Consider the following 15753-nt stretch of genomic DNA (forward strand, 5'->3'; position numbering starts at 1 on the left):
CAACAACTTCAACCACTTGCGCTTCCGATCTCTCGTTAGCGGGAGGCGAATTCTACAGCGTTACACGCTGCTGTCAACACCTCTTTTTCTCCGCTTTCGACCGAGAAGATCGAACCGTCAAAAGAGCTAAACATCACCGCCCTTTCAACTCCTTCCAGGCCTCGATGAACTGAAGCAAGCCGCTGTCGAAAGCTACGTAACTCATTGAATCTCAAGGAGTTTTCCGTTTCGACTGCGCCGGAAGTGGGGCGAATTATAGACCTCCTGAATCTGCCGTCAACCGTTAATTTCAGTTTTCTATCAATGCAGCGAAAAGGCCTGCTTATATATAGACGTAATGTCAGCGGATGCGCAGCATACTGTCCATCACCTGAAAAAATTTCCGATGATGCCTCACAATGACAGCCCAACTTCCTGGATCGTCCCCCATGCCTGACTCCCGAACTCGCCCCACTCCAGCCCCCCTGCTCAATCCAGGCGAGACCGTGGTGCTGTTCGACGGCGTCTGCAAGCTGTGCAACGGCTGGGCGCGTTTTGTGATTCGCCACGACAACAAGCAACGGGTGCGCCTGGCGGCAGTGCAATCTCCAGAAGGTCAGGCATTGCTGGCATGGGCCGGTCTTCCGGTCGACGAGTTCGACACTATGGCGGTGATCCGCGACCAGCATTACTGGGTGCGCTCGGATGCATTCTTCGAAGTCATTGCACAACTGCCCGCTTGTTGGTCGCCGGTCAGGCTTCTGCGAGTTTTCCCACGAGCACTTAGAGATTGGGCCTACGACCGCGTCGCACTGAATCGCTACCGGATCTTCGGCAAGTACGACAACTGCCTGTTACCCAACCCCGATCACGAACGACGCTTTCTCAAGTCGCCGGTGTGAATGCTCAGCTACAACATCAACCGCAGCCACTGCCCCGGCGTCATCTTCGTCACCATCATCAGCACGATCACGAACATCCCGAGAAACCCGCAAACACCCATCCAGAACCACTGCCGATAAACAGCCCGGTAATCAGCATCAAGCCCTGCCCCACCTTGCACCGCGTCCGCCGCCATCCCCTGCAAACGTTTCTGCAGCAACAGCACCGGCAGCCAAAGCGAGCCCACTGTAAAGAACAGGATCAGCGACATCAGCACCCAGTCCGTGGTCAAGGGCAACCCGGAAACCCTCGTCAGCCAATAACCCGTCGCGATCTGGATGAAGCCCGCCGGCGTGGTGATCCAGGCGTCATAGCGCACGACCATTCTCGCCACATGTGCGATCAATTGTGGATTGGCCGTGCGACTGGCGGCGATCAGGTACAGATAGGAACCCATGCCGAAGCCGAAGAGGAAAATCGCAGCGATGACATGCACGTACTTCACGCTCAGATAAAGCATGCTCAACGCAGCCCGTCAGAGAAATGCACCGACAGGCCAAGATTCTGCGGATCGTTGATCGCTGCCATGTATTCGTCGACGCTGATCTCACCGACACAAGGACGGGCACCCGGTTCGGGCAAGTAACCTCGGGCGATCTTCGCGGCCAGAGCAACGGCAGCACAACTCGGGATCTCCGGCCCCCTGTCATTCAGCGCGGTCAGTTGCGCCGTCATCGACAACGGCTGGTCGTTCAAGCCGACACCTTGCACATCTATATACATCGCACTTTTGCCATCCCCGAAACGCTCAAACCATGTCCCCCAGCGATGCAACCGGGCCGCCCACACCCTGTGGTCAAGCACCAGCCCTTTCCTCATCGCCAGTGCAAACAGATAATTGGCCACGCCGCCGAGCTTGAGGCCCGCGCCAGCCTTGAAACTCAAAGTGTGCGCACCAAAGCGGCTGGCAAAGATGTCCATGTCCGGCACATCCACATTGGCCAGCGCGCGAGTGCCCAGGTTCTGCAGCTTGCGCAGGGTCAGGTCTTCCCAGCCCATCACTTCATGCACTTGACCATTGCGCAGTTGGCGGATCGGTTTGCCCGCATATGCCAGCACACCCTCGATCGTCGATAACCCCGGCATTTTCGCTGATGAGGAAATGCCGTGCTCGATCGAGTCGATGCGTTTGAAGTGATGGTGCTGCTCATCGATGATCGCCGAAGACAGCGTCGGCACCGAACTGCAACCACTGAGGATGGCGACACCGGCCTCTCTCGCCCGCGCATCGAGTATGCCGATGCCATTGACGAATGTCCGGCAATCCGCCAGATCGCAATAGTTGACGCCCGCCTCGATGCAACTCTCGGCCACCGCATAGGATTGCCCCTGAAACGGGCCGCCCGTGTGAACCACCATTTGAATATTCATCGCGCGCAGAGCCACGGCGAACCCGGCGCCCTTCGCATCACCACACCAGCGCTCGCAGGTCACCCCTAATTCAGCGACCTTGCGCTCCAGCTTCTGCGGATCGCGCCCCGAGATCGCCAGTTCGATGCCCGGCATATCGATCAGATGCCGACAAACGATACTGCCAAAGTTTCCATACCCGCCAACCACCAACACCCTGAGTGCCATCAACGCTTCCCTGAACGATTCATCTCAAATGGCAGATTTTGGCCGATAGCAGCCCCCCTACCGCCCCGAAAACAATGCCAACCGACAAGCCAAGCCAAAAAACACCGCCCCCAACACCTGATTCAACCGCCGTACGATCCGTGCATTACTCGCCAGCTTGTTCCCAACCTTGCTGGCCAAAACAATCACCGCCCCATTCACCAGCAAGCCGATCACATTCAGGATCGTCGCAAACACTAACATCTGCAGCACCAGCGAGCCCTTCCCTGGATCGACAAACTGCGGAAACAGCGCCAGCACAAACAGGGCCATTTTCGGATTGAGCAGATTGGTCACCAACCCTTGGCGGAAGATGCGCAACAGCGGTGTGGCTGGCAGGGTTTCGCTGGTGGCCAAAGATGATGCGGCGCTGGTGAAGGCTTTCCACGCCAGGAATGCCAAGTACGCGGCGCCGGCGAAGCGGATGATGTCGTAGGCGGCGGGCACGGTGGCGACCAGTTGCGACAATCCGAGGGCGGCTGCCAGTGCGTGGCAGTAGGTGCCGGCCTGAATGCCGGCGAGGGAGACGAAACCCGAGGCGCGGCCCTGACTCAGACTTCGGGAGGCGATCAGCAGCATGTCCGGGCCGGGGGTCAGGGCAAGCGCGAAACAGGCGCCGGCGAACAGGAGTGCTACGGAAAGGTCGATCATAAGGGCCTCGGTGTTTTTATTGTCTGGGTCGCCTTGCGGGCGGGTCGAGGCAGTTTACCGAACGGCAAAGCCCGTGACGAAGATCATGCGCAAAGTGCGATGTCGCGGCCATTTTAGATAGCGAATCGACTACCCTTCGCCACTGAGGTTTCACCTTTGAATGACTACACAGGGAATAACCATGTCGATCCATGCAGTGACCCTTCCTCGTTTCGCCCAGATGTTGCGCTCGCTGGCGGCCATCCTGTCCAAGAGCGAGGCTTTCGCCCTTGAGCGCGGCTACGACGCGCAAGTTCTGCTCGACGCACGTCTGGCGCCGGACATGCACAACCTCGCCACGCAGGTTCAATACACTTGCACTCAGGCTCAGGACGCCGTGCAGCGACTGACGCAACAACCGTTGACCAAGCTCACACCACCCGAAAACATGGCGGCGGCGAAGGCGTTGATCGAAAGCACATTAGAGATGCTGGCGGCGGCGAATCCGGCGCAGATCGACGCCAGTGCGGACAAGAACATCGCCCTTGAACTGCAAAACGGCATCGCCTTCGATATGACCGGCCGCGAATACGCCGTGGACTGGGCGATGCCGCAGTTCTACTTTCACCTGATCACCGCGTACAACATCCTGCGCCACAACGGCGTGCCGCTGGGCAAGGCGGATTATGTGCAACACATGTTTGCGTATCTAAGGAAGTAAGTGCAGCGGGAGCTTCGGGTCAATCAGGATTGACCCGGAGTTCTTGCAGAAGAAACGCCAGTGACTCCACCGCACCGTGATGGTTCTGCGTCGAACGCTGTGTATCCCATGACATGGCATCGTCCACACAGAAATCGCCAGCGCACTCCACGTTCAGGTCCTCATCCAGCAGGCCGAGCGGAATCCACACGTAAGGTGATCCGCGCAGCGGATTGGGCACGGTCGAGCCGCATTGTGCGCAGAAGTCATTCCTGTAGCCGCTGGGTTTGATCCAACTGTTGATAGAGTCCTGCCCTGCGTCCCAGCGAAAATCCCGAGCGTTGAGCAGCGTGGCGAGGTTGAACCCGACACCGGTTTGCTTTCGGCACAGTGAGCAGTGGCAGCGATAGAAAAAGCGTGGTTCCACTGTGAGGGAAAAGCGTACTGCAGCGCAAAGACACTGCCCTGTTATCACGGATATCTCCTTTGGACGAGCGCTTGCACATCCATGCTGAAGTTTTTGCTGGCCAAAACAGCATTCTAATGCCCCGGATGAAAAACCAAAGTTTTCCGCTCTGCACTGCATCCGTTTCACCCCCTGCTCCGTATATTCAACACCCTCATTCGAAGGGTCGAAGAATCCAGGAGACGCACCATGCACATGTTCACCAGACGCCTTGCTGTCGCTTGCTTCACCCTGCTCTGCCTCGGAGCCGGATCAAGCTTTGCCGCCGATACCGTGATGGTCGGCGGCGCGGCCATGTATCCGACCAAGACCATCGTCGAGAACGCAGTCAATTCTAAGGATCACACGACACTGGTCGCTGCGGTCAAGGCCGCCGGGCTAGTGGATACGCTCAACAGCAAGGGCCCGTTCACGGTCTTCGCCCCCACCAACGAAGCCTTCGCAAAACTGCCCGCCGGCACGGTCGATACATTGATCAAGCCTGAACACAAGGTCGATCTGACGAAGATCCTGACTTACCACGTCGTGGCCGGCACACACACGGCCAAGCAGTTGATGGACGATGCCAAAATGCACGGCAGCAAAGTGATGCTGAAAACCGTCCAGGGCGAATCGCTGACCGTAATGTTGCACGACGGCAAGCTGTGGGTGCAGGACGCCAAAGGCGGAAAAGCTGCGATCACCATCGCGGACGTCATGCAATCCAATGGCGTGATTCATGTGGTCGATACGGTGCTGATGCCGAATTGACTGGCTGACGTTGGCGGGCTCTCGTCAGAGCGTCCGCCAACGTCACGATTGAAATGCCTTGCGACTCACGCCGAACGTTTTTCCACCCAGCGCCGATATTGCCGAGTGCGAAACGCCATGGCGATCTGCTGCAAAATCAGCGCTCGCAACGGGGACACACTCGGATCAGGCTTTTTCGCTCGACTGAGTTTACCCAGCTGAAACTTCACCACCGCCATGTTCGCCAGGGCGGCGATGGCCTTGTTTTTCCAGGTGATCGGCGGCAATTGCGGGGCGTTGTCCTTGCCCTGCTGCCAGTCGCGCGGCAGGTGGGGATCGATCGCCAATGCGGTACCGATACCGACCATGTCCACACCACTCTGCACGACGTTTTCGGCAACCGGACGACGGCGGATGCCGCCGGTGACCATCACCGGCATTTTGGCAACGGTCTGAAGGTCCCGGGCAAACTCGACGAAATAGGCCTCGCGAGCCAACGTGCGACCATCGCGCGCCTCACCCTGCATGGCCGGAACTTCGTAGCTGCCGCCGGACAGTTCCACCAGATCCACCCCCAATTCGTTGAGCAGCTCAACGACCTTTTTCGCATCGTCAGCGGTGAATCCGCCGCGCTGGAAATCTGCGGAATTGAGTTTGACCGCCACCGCAAATTGCGCGGAAACCACGGCCCTGACTGCCTTGACGATCTCGACCAACAACCGCGCGCGGTTCTCCAGTGAGCCACCCCACTCGTCCGTCCTTTGGTTGGTCAGAGGCGAGAGAAACTGGCTCAACAGATAGCCGTGAGCGGCGTGGATTTCCACCCCGGTGAAGCCGGCCTGTTCACCCAGGCGCGCGGTATTGGCAAAGCGCTGAATGACGTCCTTGATCACGCTGGCGGTCATGGCGTGGGGCGTGGCGAAACGCTTGGACAGTTTGCCCAGCTCCAGCGGCACCGCTGACGGCGCCCAGGTTTTCTGCCCGAGGTTGGACTGCATCTGGCGCCCCGGATGATTGATCTGCAACCAGAACTGCGCACCAGCAGAACGACCGATCCGCGCCCAGCGCTTGAACTTGTCGAGTTGCTGATCATCCTGCAGCACCACGCCGCCCGGCCCGGTCATGGCGCGGCCGTCGACCATCACGTTGCCGGTGATGATCAGCCCGGCACCGCCATCGGCCCACGCCTGATACAGACGCATCAGCTCTGCGGAGGGCGCCTGGTCGGCGTCCGCCATGTTTTCTTCCATGGCGGCTTTGGCGATGCGGTTCTTGATGGTTGAACCGTTGGGTAAGGTCAGGGCGTCGAACACATTCATGGGGCAGTCCTCAACTGGAGATGAGGCCACCATAAGATTGAAGTGAACTTGAAGGTCAACGACTTTTTTAAGCTCATTCAATGTTGATTTCGCTCGACCCAGGCAAGTGCGTCACCAGATCCGCGCCCAACAACCGCGCAGGTGTGTAGGCACCGCCGGGCGGACGTGTCTGCAACAGATAGCCGACCACCGCCAACGCAGCGTCGATCGTCAGGCTGTAAACGTTTGCGGTGTGCACGCGGGCGACTTTGCTTTCACCGCGAGCATTGCGGGCCTCGCCCCACACATAGGTGCCTTGGTCAGCACGTTTTGCCTGATCCGGGCCGGTCACTGTCTTGCCGATGCGCGCCTTGAGCAGCCGCTGCACAAACGACAGTCCCAGCAACGGACGAATCCAGTTGGCGAGCCTGGCGCCGCGAATCATCCCCGCCGAACCCGGTATGAACACCTCGATATTGGCGATGCCGGTGGTGTGCCAGGCGGTGGACACATCGCCCCAGGGGATGGTCATCGCCAGCTTCTCCCCGGCACCGAAATCGATACGCCGAACCCGATAGGCCAGCGGCACGGAAACGATCTTGCCGTCACGCCGGACCTTGCCGCCCTGCGCCAGGCCTTCGATTGAAGTCTTGGCAGTGCCGGGTGAAAAGCTCGAACGTGAATCGAAGCCCAGCGCCAGATGCGTCGCATCCGGCAGCGCGTCTTTCAGGGCGGCGGCAACGCAGTCGGTCGGAACTACATCGAAGCCGACGCCGGGGCAAATGACTGACCCCGCTGCCCGCGCCCGCTCATTCAGAGACTGCGCATGTTCGAATACGGCAATCTCGCCAGTGATATCCAGATAGTGTGCGCTGGCTCGCAGGCAGGCTTCGATCATCGGCGCGGCGGTTGCGGAAAACGGCCCCGCGCAATGCAGAATCAAGCCGTGCCCCTTGATCTGCGCCAGCAACCGCGCAGGGTCATCCAGACCGAACACCCGGGCTTCGAGACCCAGCTCCCGGGCCAACGCTTCGACCTTGTCGCGGCTACGTCCGGCCAACACCGGCCTGAGTCCACGCCTGACGGCATCGCGAGCGATCAGTTCGCCGGTATAGCCGTTGGCGCCATAAATCATCCATTTCATCGGTGTATCCGGTTGGTCTTGCTGACTCATGCGTGGCTCCTGAGTGGATTGATGATGGGCGTTATTGCCTTGCCCAATCAGCTTCAGACGCTAGCGTTAAAGTCAGGTTGAGGGTCAAGCAAAAGTCCGATGGCATCGACGCAAATTATTCGCAGCAGCGGGGGTTGACCTTAAAGTGAGGTTTAAGGTGAGCATGCGCCGACCTGCTTGCTCGATGGAGCCCGGATGATGCTCAAGACCCTTGTTTCCTCTGCCCTGCTATTGATAGGTGGTGCTTTCATGACGTTTGCAAATGCTCAGTCGGCGGCAATCAAGGATCGCCAGATCCTGGTGATCATGACCAATCACGCAAGCTATCCCTCTCGCACCGATACCACCGGGTTATGGCTGACCGAGCTGACGCACTTCACCGATGTGGTGGAAGCCGCCGGCTACACCACCGTGTTTGCCAGCCCCAAGGGCGGCGCGGTGCCTCTGGACGAACGCAGTCTGGGCTGGTTGTACATGGACAAGGCTGCGCGGGAGCATTTGCAGTCCCCTGCGTTCCGCGCGCGACTGGCCAATACGCTGCCGATCGCCGAGGTCGATCCGTCCCGCTTCGGCGTCATCTATTTCACCGGAGGCCATGGCGTGATGTGGGACTTTCCCGACAACCCTGACCTGCGCCGTGTCGCCGAAACCATCTACAACCAGGGCGGCATCGTGTCGGCGGTGTGCCATGGCGTAGCGGGTCTGCTGGACCTGAAGGACAGCCAGGGCCAATTGATCATCAAGAACCGAAACATCACCGGTTTCTCTGACCGCGAAGAGTTGTTCTCGGGAATGAAAAGCCAAGTGCCCTTCTTCCTCGAGGACCGCTTGGTGAGCCAGGGCGCGCGCTACCGCAAGGGCTGGCTGCCGTTCACTTCATTTGCCATTACCGATGGAAGACTGGTGACCGGGCAGAACCCTCAATCGCCCAAAGCCGTAGCTGAAGCCGTGATGGCGGTGCTCAACGCCGACGACCGAACGCGCTGAATCTTTTTGTAGTGCCTACCCACCGGAGAAAGTCCGATTGAAACTCGCAAGCGCCGTTTTAACAGGATTGCTGATCACCACTTTTGCCAACGCTGCGTTGGCGGAGACACCTGAAATGCCCGACCTGACCGAGACCACCACCATCGATATTGCCGGCCATTCAGTACCCGTCGTCAAGGGTGGCCTCTATGACCGCTTTCGCTCCAATCCGCCGTTATCGGTGATTGCCGCCGAAGTCCCGGGCGTTGATTTGAGCTGGTTCAAGGGCCTCACGAAGCACAAGGTCGACATTGGCTTCGAGTCGTTTTCGCCAAACTTCTACTATCAGAACAGTCGTGTCACGGCGATCTACACGGCCGACCTCGAGCGACTCCGGGCGTTGATGCCGCGCGAAATACTGGCCACCGTGCAACCGCTGCAAATCTGGCCAGGACGTGGCTTGATCGCGTTCACTGCGTACACCTACGAGCATTGCGATAACGACGCCTATAACGAAGTTGCCGTGTCGATCATCACCAACAAACCCGGCAAAGCCAACCTGGGACCGCTCACGTTGATTGGCCAATCGATGTCAGAAGACTTCTGGGGTTATGTGCTCAAGTTGCCGGTCAATACCGAGCTGGCACGGGTGCGCGGAGTCGTCGGTTACAACCTGCCGAAGTGGCTGACCGGCATTGATCGCAAAGAAAACGGGCAATCGGTGATCTATGAGATCAGCGACAGCCAGACCGGCAAACCGGACGTGTCCTTCACCGCGAAGAAGCTCGACAAACTGTCGCGCGATGAGAATATCGTCACCAGCAGTTTCACCAATCTCGACCATCAGGGCCAACTGGCCTATGGCTACGCGGTGTCGCGCCAGCTCAGCCACGGTTCCAGCCGGGATGCCGATGCCGCCACGCTGACGCTGGGCGACGGCAGCCTGTCGACCTACCTGCGCGACTTGAAGCTGGGGAAAATGCTCAAGTACGAATATGTCCCGGAGTTCCAGAGCGCACTTTACGCACCAAAGCCGCTCGCCACGCTGGTTGGCAATCGCTGAAAGCGGTAACGCCCGTCAGGCTCTGGATGCCTGACGGGCGTTTGCTTTTCTTGCCGCAGCGGCTGGCTGCTTGTCGGGCGCAGAAGCCACGCCGTCTTCGCGCAGCCGATGGATCAGCATCTGCGCATTGTCGGCACACGCCATCCCCGCAGGTTTATCCTCGATACCCTGGATGGCCCGCAGCAGTTGTTCCTTGTTCTGCGCCAGTCGCTGCTGCAGGACTTCGATTTCATCGACTTTTCGCTTCAAGCCACTGAGCAACTGGTCGTGCTGCCAACCGCTGGCATTCATTGGCATCAACTGACGGATTTCCTCCAATGAGAAACCCGCCGCCTGCGCGCCCGTAATGATCTGCAGAATCCACTGGGTGTCGGGGGCGTAATCGCGATAGCCATTGGCTTTGCGCGCGACCGAAGTGATCAACCCGCTCGCTTCGTAGAAGCGGATGCGCGACGGCGCCAGTCCGCTGATTTTTGCCAGTTCACCGATTCTCATGTCCAACTCCGCAAGCACGTTAACCTTGAAGCTGACTTTAAACCTGAAGAGCCGCCAGCGCCAACATGCCAGATCACGCCAGCAACTCGGTAATCCACTGGACCTGCCGCGCAATGTCTTGCAACTTCTCCTCGGGCACCGTCTGGCGTGCCTGTTTGAAGCTGTTCAGAGTCTTCTGCTTCTGCCGTAACAAACGCTGCCATTTGGCAATAAAGATCGGGCTGCGCGCCTGCATCTGCAATGGGCCGAAGTACAACTGTTCGGCGCTGTAGCTCAGCGGTGCGCCGCGCTCGGCGACGATGATTTCGTAGAAGAAGCGGTTTTCCTGCAGCACTTCCTCGTCGAGGATGCGGTAGCCGTTGTCCATCAGCCATTGGCGCAGAGGTTGCTCGCCGCCGTTGGGTTGCAGGATCAGCCGCTCGTGACCGCGCAGACGCGCCTTGCCGCTGTCGAGAATGTCGCGAATCGTCTCGCCGCCCATGCCGCAGAGGCTGATCGCGGTGATTTCGTCGCCCGGTTCGATCGCCGTCAGACCGCTGGCCAGACGCACGCTGATGTGCTGCTGCAGATCGTTGTCGCACACCGTGCGCACCGCGGCATGGAACGGCGTCAGCGCCACCTCGCCGGCCACCGCCGCAACGATGGCGCCACGGCGCATCAGGGCCACCGGCAAATACCCGTGATCCGAGCCGATATCCGCCAGCCGAGCGCCCGCCGGCACCTGCGCCGCCACCCGCTCCAGACGCATGGACAAAGTGTGTTCGTTCAACTGCCGCCCTCTTCCCCAGCCATCGCCGGCGCTGCTGGCCGGACAAGGGGCGCGACTCTAGCGGGCAACGTCGGGTAATTCAAATCCGGACGGGCGCGGTCTAGTCCGGATTCGGCCTGTCACTGCACAGGCGAGGCATCCGCTATCTTCTTTGCAACCGGCCTACTAATCTGCGCGCAGCCGTATCTCAAAACAACAAATGCACTCATGGAAGATCATCCTTGAAAACAGCTCTCGGCGCCCTGCTTCTGCTTGGCCTGTCCACCAGCGCACTCGCGGATTCGCGTCCCACCGGCTTTCACAGCACGACCCTGGCGGCGGGCGCAATCGAAGTGCTCGAAGAAGACGCACCGGGCGATGGCGTCATTTGTCGGGATGGCGACCATGCGCGCCCGCGTGAGGAGATCCAACAGCAGGTGGTGGCGCTGATCAGCGATTTTCTGGCGACGTCGAAGCCATGATCGAGCGCGAGCAACTTCACCGGCAAGGTTATGCGCTGCTGCGCCGTGCGATCCCGGGAAAGTGGCTCGCCGACCTGCGCGCGGTATTCGATGCAAATGTGCAAGCATCAGAACACTGGCCGGTCCCGCGCGGCGCGGACTGGCGCCATTCGCTGCTGGACCTGGATGCAACCGTGCAAGCGGTGTGTCGCCTGCCGCAGGTACTGGCGGTGGCAGGTGAGCTGATTGGCGAACGCTTCTTCCTGTCCCAGGTCGAGGGTCGCGAACCGCTTGCCGGCGGCGGCCATCAGCAACTGCACCGCGACTTGTCGATCCAGCGGCCCGGCGACATGGTCAACGCCATCGCCTTTTTCGACGACTACGACCCCGCCAACGGCGCCACGCGCATCGTCCCGGGCAGCCACCGACCGTCGCCACAACAACTCCCATTCGACCCCAACGACGAGACCGCCGTCGTGCAGCTTTCCGGTAACGCGGGGGATATTCTGCTGTTTGACGTCGATCTGCTCCATGCAGCCAGTCGCAATGTGAATGGCGCACGTCGGCGCTCTATTCTGATCAACTATTGCGCGCAGGCGCTGTACACGACGCAGTTGGAAACGGCGGGGTTGCGCGGTGTGCGAATGGACACCCGTGAGCAGTTTGATCCTGCATCGCTGCAACAGGCTCGCCAAATGGCTCCGACCCGGTTTTAATGCGCGCCTGATGGGCATATGCCCGGCTCCCTTTCACCGAGTAGAAACATGAACCGTCAAAAGAAACTGCAGCAGTTGTTCAAGGAAAAGGCCAAAAAGGCCAGCGCCAAACTGGCGCCGAAAAAACCCAAGTACATCAGCAAGGCTGACCGCGCAAAGATGGCGGCCGAAGCGGCGGCCGAGCCGGTTGAAACCAGCGAGGGCTGATCCAGCGCGCCAGGGTTCAATCACACTCGGTCGGCTGAGACAGGCAGTCGGCATGCCGAGGACCGGCATATGTTCAGGCTCTCGCATCCGGCGGCATATTCACTGGAGGCCAGCAGATGTCTGGAGCGGGTGGCGCTTTGAGTGCTGAATGGGAGCTTGCCACGGGATCGTTCATACGCGTTTTCCTCGAACGTAATAGACAGCTGCCACAACAAAGTCTCTGATGCACCCTGCCCAAACACCGATCAGCATGCACATCACCAGGTAACTGAAATATCGGTGAAAGTCCGAATAAGGTACTTTTTGCGAGGTCATCCCGACCAGTCCGAGTGTTATCAGGCTGACAAGCCAGTAACCCAGGCAGCGCAAGGCGAGATAGACAAGATCTTTCCCTCTGACTGTCGGCCCCCAGACACTGGCCGACTCACCCAACAATGCCGACCACACCAGATGAAACAGGCTTGCGTAGAAGTAGCTCACGCTCAGACGGGTTGCCACATCAACGCTGAGCCCCGGCGTAAACCAGGAATAAATACGGTTGAGGGCGTGCCCTGCCGGCTGCAATTCATTAATAAATGGATAGAGCGCAACGCCGCCTCCGAGAAAAATGATTACAAAAGCCATGCTCTTCATCCGTGTCCCTTCTGGCCATTTTCCTGGCCGGCAATTTTTTGCCGTGCCAAGTTCGTGCGCAGCAGTTTTTGCAGCGTAGACGCCCGCAGCATAGTCAGCCCGGCTGCCTCTGGCGCCGTATGCGTATCTTCTGCCGATCGCGCCCCCGTCATGTCCTCAAGGCGCTCGCGACAAACTGTGCCCGTAGACAGCCCGTAGCAGCGCAGAACAGTGGAAAAACGATACTGCCCTGCTAACCTCAGTTTCGGGTGGCGCGCCTGCGTACCCGGATCGCAAAGACAAATGTGCCATCCCATTCATGCAATTGCGGATCGTGAATGAAAGCTCGATGTCCCGAATGTGGCTATGTGACAAACAGCCCTCCGCCAACCCATAAGTGCCCTCAGTGCGACAATTTCTCCCATGACTGGCTGATTTACGACTGGGACAGCTTTGCTTCAATTCAGCGTCAGCATATTCGCTACAACCTGGTGATCATTGGCATAGTGCTGATCAGCCTTGTTACGACCATAAGCCTGGGACTGACCAGTGTGTTTCCGTGGATGATTGCCCTGTTCATCATCCCTGCCACGATCAGTCTGTTTTATTGTCGCAAGCGGCTTGCCAAGAAATCCGAATACAAAGGACATAAAGGCACGGCTATGTTTCCCTGGTTCTCTGGATTCGGGGGACTCTGAACGAGCACGCAAGTCCCGCGTAGCTGCAACTCATCAGGGCGCCGACGATCGCCATGATCGCCGTCATGACCGCAATCTTGCTGGCGAAGCGATCGCCTTGTGCATGGGCATGATGGGTGGTGTGCTCGATGTGTGCCCGTGGGGGCTGGAGACTTCGAACTCTTCAGGCATGGCTGTCGAACGTGAGTGGGTGACAAGAACTGGGCGGCCTTATGAGGACAACCACAGCGAAACACGCAAGCCACGCCGCCCCACTTCATCAACAAAACTCAAACCCACCCGAATCCCCGTGCGTTCGGCGATCGCCCTGACAATCGACAGCCCCAACCCGGACCCGGCCTCGCCGGTGCCCAGGCTGCGGTAAAACGGATCGAACACCAGCGCCTGTTCTTCGGCGCGGATGCCCGGCCCCGAGTCCTTGATTTCGATGCTCACGCCCTGCTCCGTCCGTTCGACGCTGAGGTCGACTCGTCCGCCCACCGGGGTATAGCGAATGGCGTTATCCACCAGGTTCTTGATCAGGATCAACAGGTCGAGTTCGTTGATGACGACCTGCACGTCGTCGATGCTTTCCACGCCGATATCGATGTCTTTGTTCTCTGCCAGTGGCAGCAGGTCTTCCAGCACTCGGCGAAACACGGCATGCACCGACACAGCGGACTCGGCGCGTTGCGCGATTGATTGCGCGGCGGCCAGGGCCAGCAATTGTTCGATCAGCTTGCGACTGCGCTCGATGCCCTGAGCCAGTGGCAGAAAGTTCTGCCGGGTGTCAGCCGACATGGTCGCAGCGGCCAATCGCTCAGCCTGCAACGACAGCGCGGTCATCGGCGAGCGCAGTTCATGGGCGGCATCGGCGATAAACCGTCGTTGCGCCTCCATGGCCTGCGCCACACGTTTGAGCAATCGATTGATCGCCACAACGAAGGGCCGGATCTCGTTCGGCAGGTGCTGTTCATCGATCGGATGCAGTGCCTGCTGGTCACGCTGATCGATTTCCGCCGCAAGCGTCGCGATCGGGCGAAACAGCTTGCGCACCAGATCCCCCACCACCAACAGCAGCACCGGAAACAGGATCAGAAACGGCAGCAGACTGCGCCAGGCGCTTTCCCGCGCCTCCTTGTCGCGCACGTCGGCTTCCTGCGCGACCGCAATGCGTTCGCCTGCCGAGGTGGTTCTGACCAGTACACGATAGTGTTCACCGGCAATGTTCTGCGTCGACAAACCTTCGGCCAGGGTCAGGGGAAAGGGCAACGGAATGCTCGCGTCATCAGTGCCGACGGCTTTGCTGCTGTCAGCCAGGTATTGCACGGTGATCCGCGAGTCTTCGTCATCGCCAACGACCTGCGCGGCAGCGGGATAACCCAGGGTCATGTGCTGCCGATCGAACAGCAGCGCCACCTGACGCAAGCTTTCGTCCTGCATTTCGTGCGCTTCATCGAGTGCCGAGATAAACGCGAATGCACCGGCGAGCAAGGCGACGACAAGAATTGCCAGGGAAAGCGTGATGGAAAGCCGTGACTGCACCGAGTCGCTCAAACGCCCTTTGAAACCATCCATCCCATCCCCCTGACATTCCTGATGACATGGTTGCCCAGTTTGCGCCGCAGCGAATGGATCAAAAACTCCACCGCGTTGCTTTCCACTTCGTTGCCCCAGCCGTAAATCCGGTCTTCAAGTTCGCTGCGCGAGAGAATCGCACCCGGGCGGATCAACAGTGCCTGCAACAGCGCGAACTCGCGGCTGGAAAGCTGCACATCGGCGACTTGCGCGGTGGAGGCCTGTTTCGAAATCAGGTTCAACGACACCTCGCCGTTATCCAGCAACGATTGCGCGTTACCGCCGCGCCGGCGCAATACCGCTCGCATGCGTGCCAGCAACTCGGCCATGGCGAACGGTTTGAGCAGAAAGTCATCCGCGCCGCCATCGAGGCCGCGCAGCCGGTCATCGAGGCCATCGCGGGCGGTGATAATCAGCAGCGGCACGGGGTTGTTGCGCGCGCGAATGGCATCCAGCACATCGAGCCCGTCCTTGCCGGGCAGGCCGAGGTCGAGCAGCACCAGGTCGTAGGTCTGAGTGTCCAGCGCCGCCAGCGCGGTGAGGCCGTTTTTCACCCAGTCGGTGGCGTAGCTCGCCTCCTTGAGCGCCGCCTCGATGGCTTCGCCAATCATCAGGTCATCTTCGACCAGCAGAATCCGCATGCAGCGCTCCGACAGAAAAAGGCGCGACGGTCATGGCCATCGCGCCTGTATTGA

The 15753-nt window shown here is 59.4% G+C and carries 19 protein-coding genes and 1 pseudogene; 9 read left to right on the forward strand and 11 right to left on the reverse strand.

Annotated features, from left to right (window positions below; genetic code table 11):
• Window positions 1-428 precede the first annotated feature (428 nt).
• Window positions 429-881 (forward strand): thiol-disulfide oxidoreductase DCC family protein, encoded by a 453-nt coding sequence (locus ACU680_RS25520; protein ID WP_400761350.1) that lies wholly within the window; start codon window positions 429-431, stop codon window positions 879-881.
• An 8-nt stretch (window positions 882-889) separates the two neighbouring features.
• Here the strand turns inward: ACU680_RS25520 and ACU680_RS25525 are convergent, their stop codons facing one another.
• From ACU680_RS25525 to ACU680_RS25535, 3 genes are read right to left on the reverse strand one after another with little or no spacing between them, the layout of a single operon-like run.
• Window positions 890-1381, reverse strand: a complete 492-nt coding sequence (locus ACU680_RS25525) for a DUF2269 family protein (protein ID WP_007966328.1) — start codon at window positions 1379-1381, stop codon at window positions 890-892.
• A gap of 2 nt (window positions 1382-1383) precedes the next feature.
• Window positions 1384-2499, reverse strand: a complete 1116-nt coding sequence (locus ACU680_RS25530; protein ID WP_448180862.1) for a saccharopine dehydrogenase family protein — start codon at window positions 2497-2499, stop codon at window positions 1384-1386.
• 57 nt (window positions 2500-2556) lie between these two features.
• Window positions 2557-3189 carry a LysE family translocator gene (locus ACU680_RS25535; RefSeq protein ID WP_448180863.1) on the reverse strand — a complete coding sequence of 211 codons (633 nt, stop codon included), beginning with the start codon at window positions 3187-3189 and terminating at the stop codon, window positions 2557-2559.
• A gap of 181 nt (window positions 3190-3370) precedes the next feature.
• Between ACU680_RS25535 and ACU680_RS25540 the strand changes: the two genes are divergently transcribed.
• Entirely contained in the window at window positions 3371-3889 is a 519-nt protein-coding gene (locus tag ACU680_RS25540) for a DUF1993 domain-containing protein (protein ID WP_448180864.1), read from the forward strand.
• Window positions 3890-3908: 19 nt separating this feature from the next.
• Here ACU680_RS25540 and ACU680_RS25545 read toward each other — a convergent pair whose 3' ends face one another.
• Complete coding sequence (locus ACU680_RS25545) at window positions 3909-4454, reverse strand: GFA family protein (protein WP_448180899.1); 546 nt, start codon at window positions 4452-4454, stop codon at window positions 3909-3911.
• A gap of 69 nt (window positions 4455-4523) precedes the next feature.
• On the opposite strand from ACU680_RS25545, the gene ACU680_RS25550 reads away from it, so the two are divergent.
• Window positions 4524-5084 (forward strand): fasciclin domain-containing protein, encoded by a 561-nt coding sequence (locus ACU680_RS25550; RefSeq protein ID WP_448180865.1) that lies wholly within the window; start codon window positions 4524-4526, stop codon window positions 5082-5084.
• Window positions 5085-5149: 65 nt separating this feature from the next.
• Here the strand turns inward: ACU680_RS25550 and ACU680_RS25555 are convergent, their stop codons facing one another.
• The gene (locus tag ACU680_RS25555; protein ID WP_448180866.1) at window positions 5150-6382 is read right to left on the reverse strand and encodes an NADH:flavin oxidoreductase/NADH oxidase family protein; all 1233 of its coding nucleotides are present in this window, start codon (window positions 6380-6382) and stop codon (window positions 5150-5152) included.
• Between the two features lie 73 nt (window positions 6383-6455).
• Window positions 6456-7535 carry a saccharopine dehydrogenase family protein gene (locus ACU680_RS25560; protein WP_007966338.1) on the reverse strand — a complete coding sequence of 360 codons (1080 nt, stop codon included), beginning with the start codon at window positions 7533-7535 and terminating at the stop codon, window positions 6456-6458.
• Window positions 7536-7730: 195 nt separating this feature from the next.
• Between ACU680_RS25560 and ACU680_RS25565 the strand changes: the two genes are divergently transcribed.
• Both ACU680_RS25565 and ACU680_RS25570 read left to right on the forward strand, forming a co-directional pair.
• Window positions 7731-8522 carry a type 1 glutamine amidotransferase domain-containing protein gene (locus ACU680_RS25565; RefSeq protein ID WP_448180867.1) on the forward strand — a complete coding sequence of 264 codons (792 nt, stop codon included), beginning with the start codon at window positions 7731-7733 and terminating at the stop codon, window positions 8520-8522.
• 37 nt (window positions 8523-8559) lie between these two features.
• On the forward strand, window positions 8560-9564 hold the full coding sequence (locus ACU680_RS25570) for an acetoacetate decarboxylase (ADC) (protein ID WP_448180868.1): 1005 nt from the start codon (window positions 8560-8562) through the stop codon (window positions 9562-9564).
• A 15-nt stretch (window positions 9565-9579) separates the two neighbouring features.
• Here the strand turns inward: ACU680_RS25570 and ACU680_RS25575 are convergent, their stop codons facing one another.
• Both ACU680_RS25575 and ACU680_RS25580 read right to left on the reverse strand, forming a co-directional pair.
• Window positions 9580-10059, reverse strand: coding sequence for a MerR family transcriptional regulator (locus ACU680_RS25575; RefSeq protein WP_007966344.1), 480 nt, complete (start codon window positions 10057-10059; stop codon window positions 9580-9582).
• Between the two features lie 73 nt (window positions 10060-10132).
• On the reverse strand, window positions 10133-10828 hold the full coding sequence (locus ACU680_RS25580) for a tRNA (adenine(22)-N(1))-methyltransferase (protein ID WP_448180869.1): 696 nt from the start codon (window positions 10826-10828) through the stop codon (window positions 10133-10135).
• A 320-nt stretch (window positions 10829-11148) separates the two neighbouring features.
• Between ACU680_RS25580 and ACU680_RS25585 the strand changes: the two are divergent.
• The 3 genes and pseudogenes from ACU680_RS25585 to ACU680_RS25595 all read left to right on the forward strand — a co-directional run.
• Window positions 11149-11289: pseudogene (locus ACU680_RS25585) on the forward strand (dienelactone hydrolase); the annotation flags it as partial.
• Entirely contained in the window at window positions 11286-11984 is a 699-nt protein-coding gene (locus ACU680_RS25590; RefSeq protein WP_448180870.1) for a phytanoyl-CoA dioxygenase family protein, read from the forward strand. The pseudogene ACU680_RS25585 and the gene ACU680_RS25590, both read left to right, overlap by 4 nt.
• Window positions 11985-12032: 48 nt before the next feature.
• Entirely contained in the window at window positions 12033-12191 is a 159-nt protein-coding gene (locus tag ACU680_RS25595; protein ID WP_400761319.1) for a DUF2986 domain-containing protein, read from the forward strand.
• Window positions 12192-12362: 171 nt separating this feature from the next.
• On the opposite strand, the gene ACU680_RS25600 is transcribed toward ACU680_RS25595, so the two are convergent.
• Complete coding sequence (locus ACU680_RS25600) at window positions 12363-12815, reverse strand: hypothetical protein (protein WP_367084746.1); 453 nt, start codon at window positions 12813-12815, stop codon at window positions 12363-12365.
• 326 nt (window positions 12816-13141) lie between these two features.
• On the opposite strand from ACU680_RS25600, the gene ACU680_RS25605 reads away from it, so the two are divergent.
• Complete coding sequence (locus tag ACU680_RS25605) at window positions 13142-13501, forward strand: hypothetical protein (protein WP_007966350.1); 360 nt, start codon at window positions 13142-13144, stop codon at window positions 13499-13501.
• A 210-nt stretch (window positions 13502-13711) separates the two neighbouring features.
• Here ACU680_RS25605 and ACU680_RS25610 read toward each other — a convergent pair whose 3' ends face one another.
• Window positions 13712-15058 (reverse strand): ATP-binding protein, encoded by a 1347-nt coding sequence (locus ACU680_RS25610; RefSeq protein WP_448180871.1) that lies wholly within the window; start codon window positions 15056-15058, stop codon window positions 13712-13714.
• On the reverse strand, window positions 15034-15699 hold the full coding sequence (locus tag ACU680_RS25615) for a response regulator (protein ID WP_098968331.1): 666 nt from the start codon (window positions 15697-15699) through the stop codon (window positions 15034-15036). Before ACU680_RS25615 ends, ACU680_RS25610 begins: the two co-directional genes overlap by 25 nt.
• Between the last annotated feature and the right edge of the window lie 54 nt (window positions 15700-15753).

The sequence above is a fragment of the Pseudomonas sp. LF020 genome, assembly GCF_053456425.1.

Bases quoted from the DNA above. Each gene is read 5' to 3' on its own strand.
- ACU680_RS25595 (WP_400761319.1), top strand. From the start codon at position 12,033: ATGAACCGTCAAAAGAAACTGCAGCAGTTGTTCAAGGAAAAGGCCAAA.
- ACU680_RS25545 (WP_448180899.1), bottom strand. From the start codon at position 4,454: ATGCAGTGCAGAGCGGAAAACTTTGGTTTTTCATCCGGGGCATTAGAA.
- ACU680_RS25560 (WP_007966338.1), bottom strand. From the start codon at position 7,535: ATGAGTCAGCAAGACCAACCGGATACACCGATGAAATGGATGATTTAT.
- ACU680_RS25610 (WP_448180871.1), bottom strand. From the start codon at position 15,058: ATGGATGGTTTCAAAGGGCGTTTGAGCGACTCGGTGCAGTCACGGCTT.
- ACU680_RS25615 (WP_098968331.1), bottom strand. From the start codon at position 15,699: ATGCGGATTCTGCTGGTCGAAGATGACCTGATGATTGGCGAAGCCATC.
- ACU680_RS25525 (WP_007966328.1), bottom strand. From the start codon at position 1,381: ATGCTTTATCTGAGCGTGAAGTACGTGCATGTCATCGCTGCGATTTTC.
- ACU680_RS25590 (WP_448180870.1), top strand. From the start codon at position 11,286: ATGATCGAGCGCGAGCAACTTCACCGGCAAGGTTATGCGCTGCTGCGC.
- ACU680_RS25535 (WP_448180863.1), bottom strand. From the start codon at position 3,189: ATGATCGACCTTTCCGTAGCACTCCTGTTCGCCGGCGCCTGTTTCGCG.
- ACU680_RS25605 (WP_007966350.1), top strand. From the start codon at position 13,142: ATGAAAGCTCGATGTCCCGAATGTGGCTATGTGACAAACAGCCCTCCG.
- ACU680_RS25575 (WP_007966344.1), bottom strand. From the start codon at position 10,059: ATGAGAATCGGTGAACTGGCAAAAATCAGCGGACTGGCGCCGTCGCGC.
- ACU680_RS25550 (WP_448180865.1), top strand. From the start codon at position 4,524: ATGCACATGTTCACCAGACGCCTTGCTGTCGCTTGCTTCACCCTGCTC.
- ACU680_RS25600 (WP_367084746.1), bottom strand. From the start codon at position 12,815: ATGGCTTTTGTAATCATTTTTCTCGGAGGCGGCGTTGCGCTCTATCCA.
- ACU680_RS25555 (WP_448180866.1), bottom strand. From the start codon at position 6,382: ATGAATGTGTTCGACGCCCTGACCTTACCCAACGGTTCAACCATCAAG.
- ACU680_RS25520 (WP_400761350.1), top strand. From the start codon at position 429: ATGCCTGACTCCCGAACTCGCCCCACTCCAGCCCCCCTGCTCAATCCA.
- ACU680_RS25530 (WP_448180862.1), bottom strand. From the start codon at position 2,499: ATGGCACTCAGGGTGTTGGTGGTTGGCGGGTATGGAAACTTTGGCAGT.
- ACU680_RS25540 (WP_448180864.1), top strand. From the start codon at position 3,371: ATGTCGATCCATGCAGTGACCCTTCCTCGTTTCGCCCAGATGTTGCGC.
- ACU680_RS25565 (WP_448180867.1), top strand. From the start codon at position 7,731: ATGATGCTCAAGACCCTTGTTTCCTCTGCCCTGCTATTGATAGGTGGT.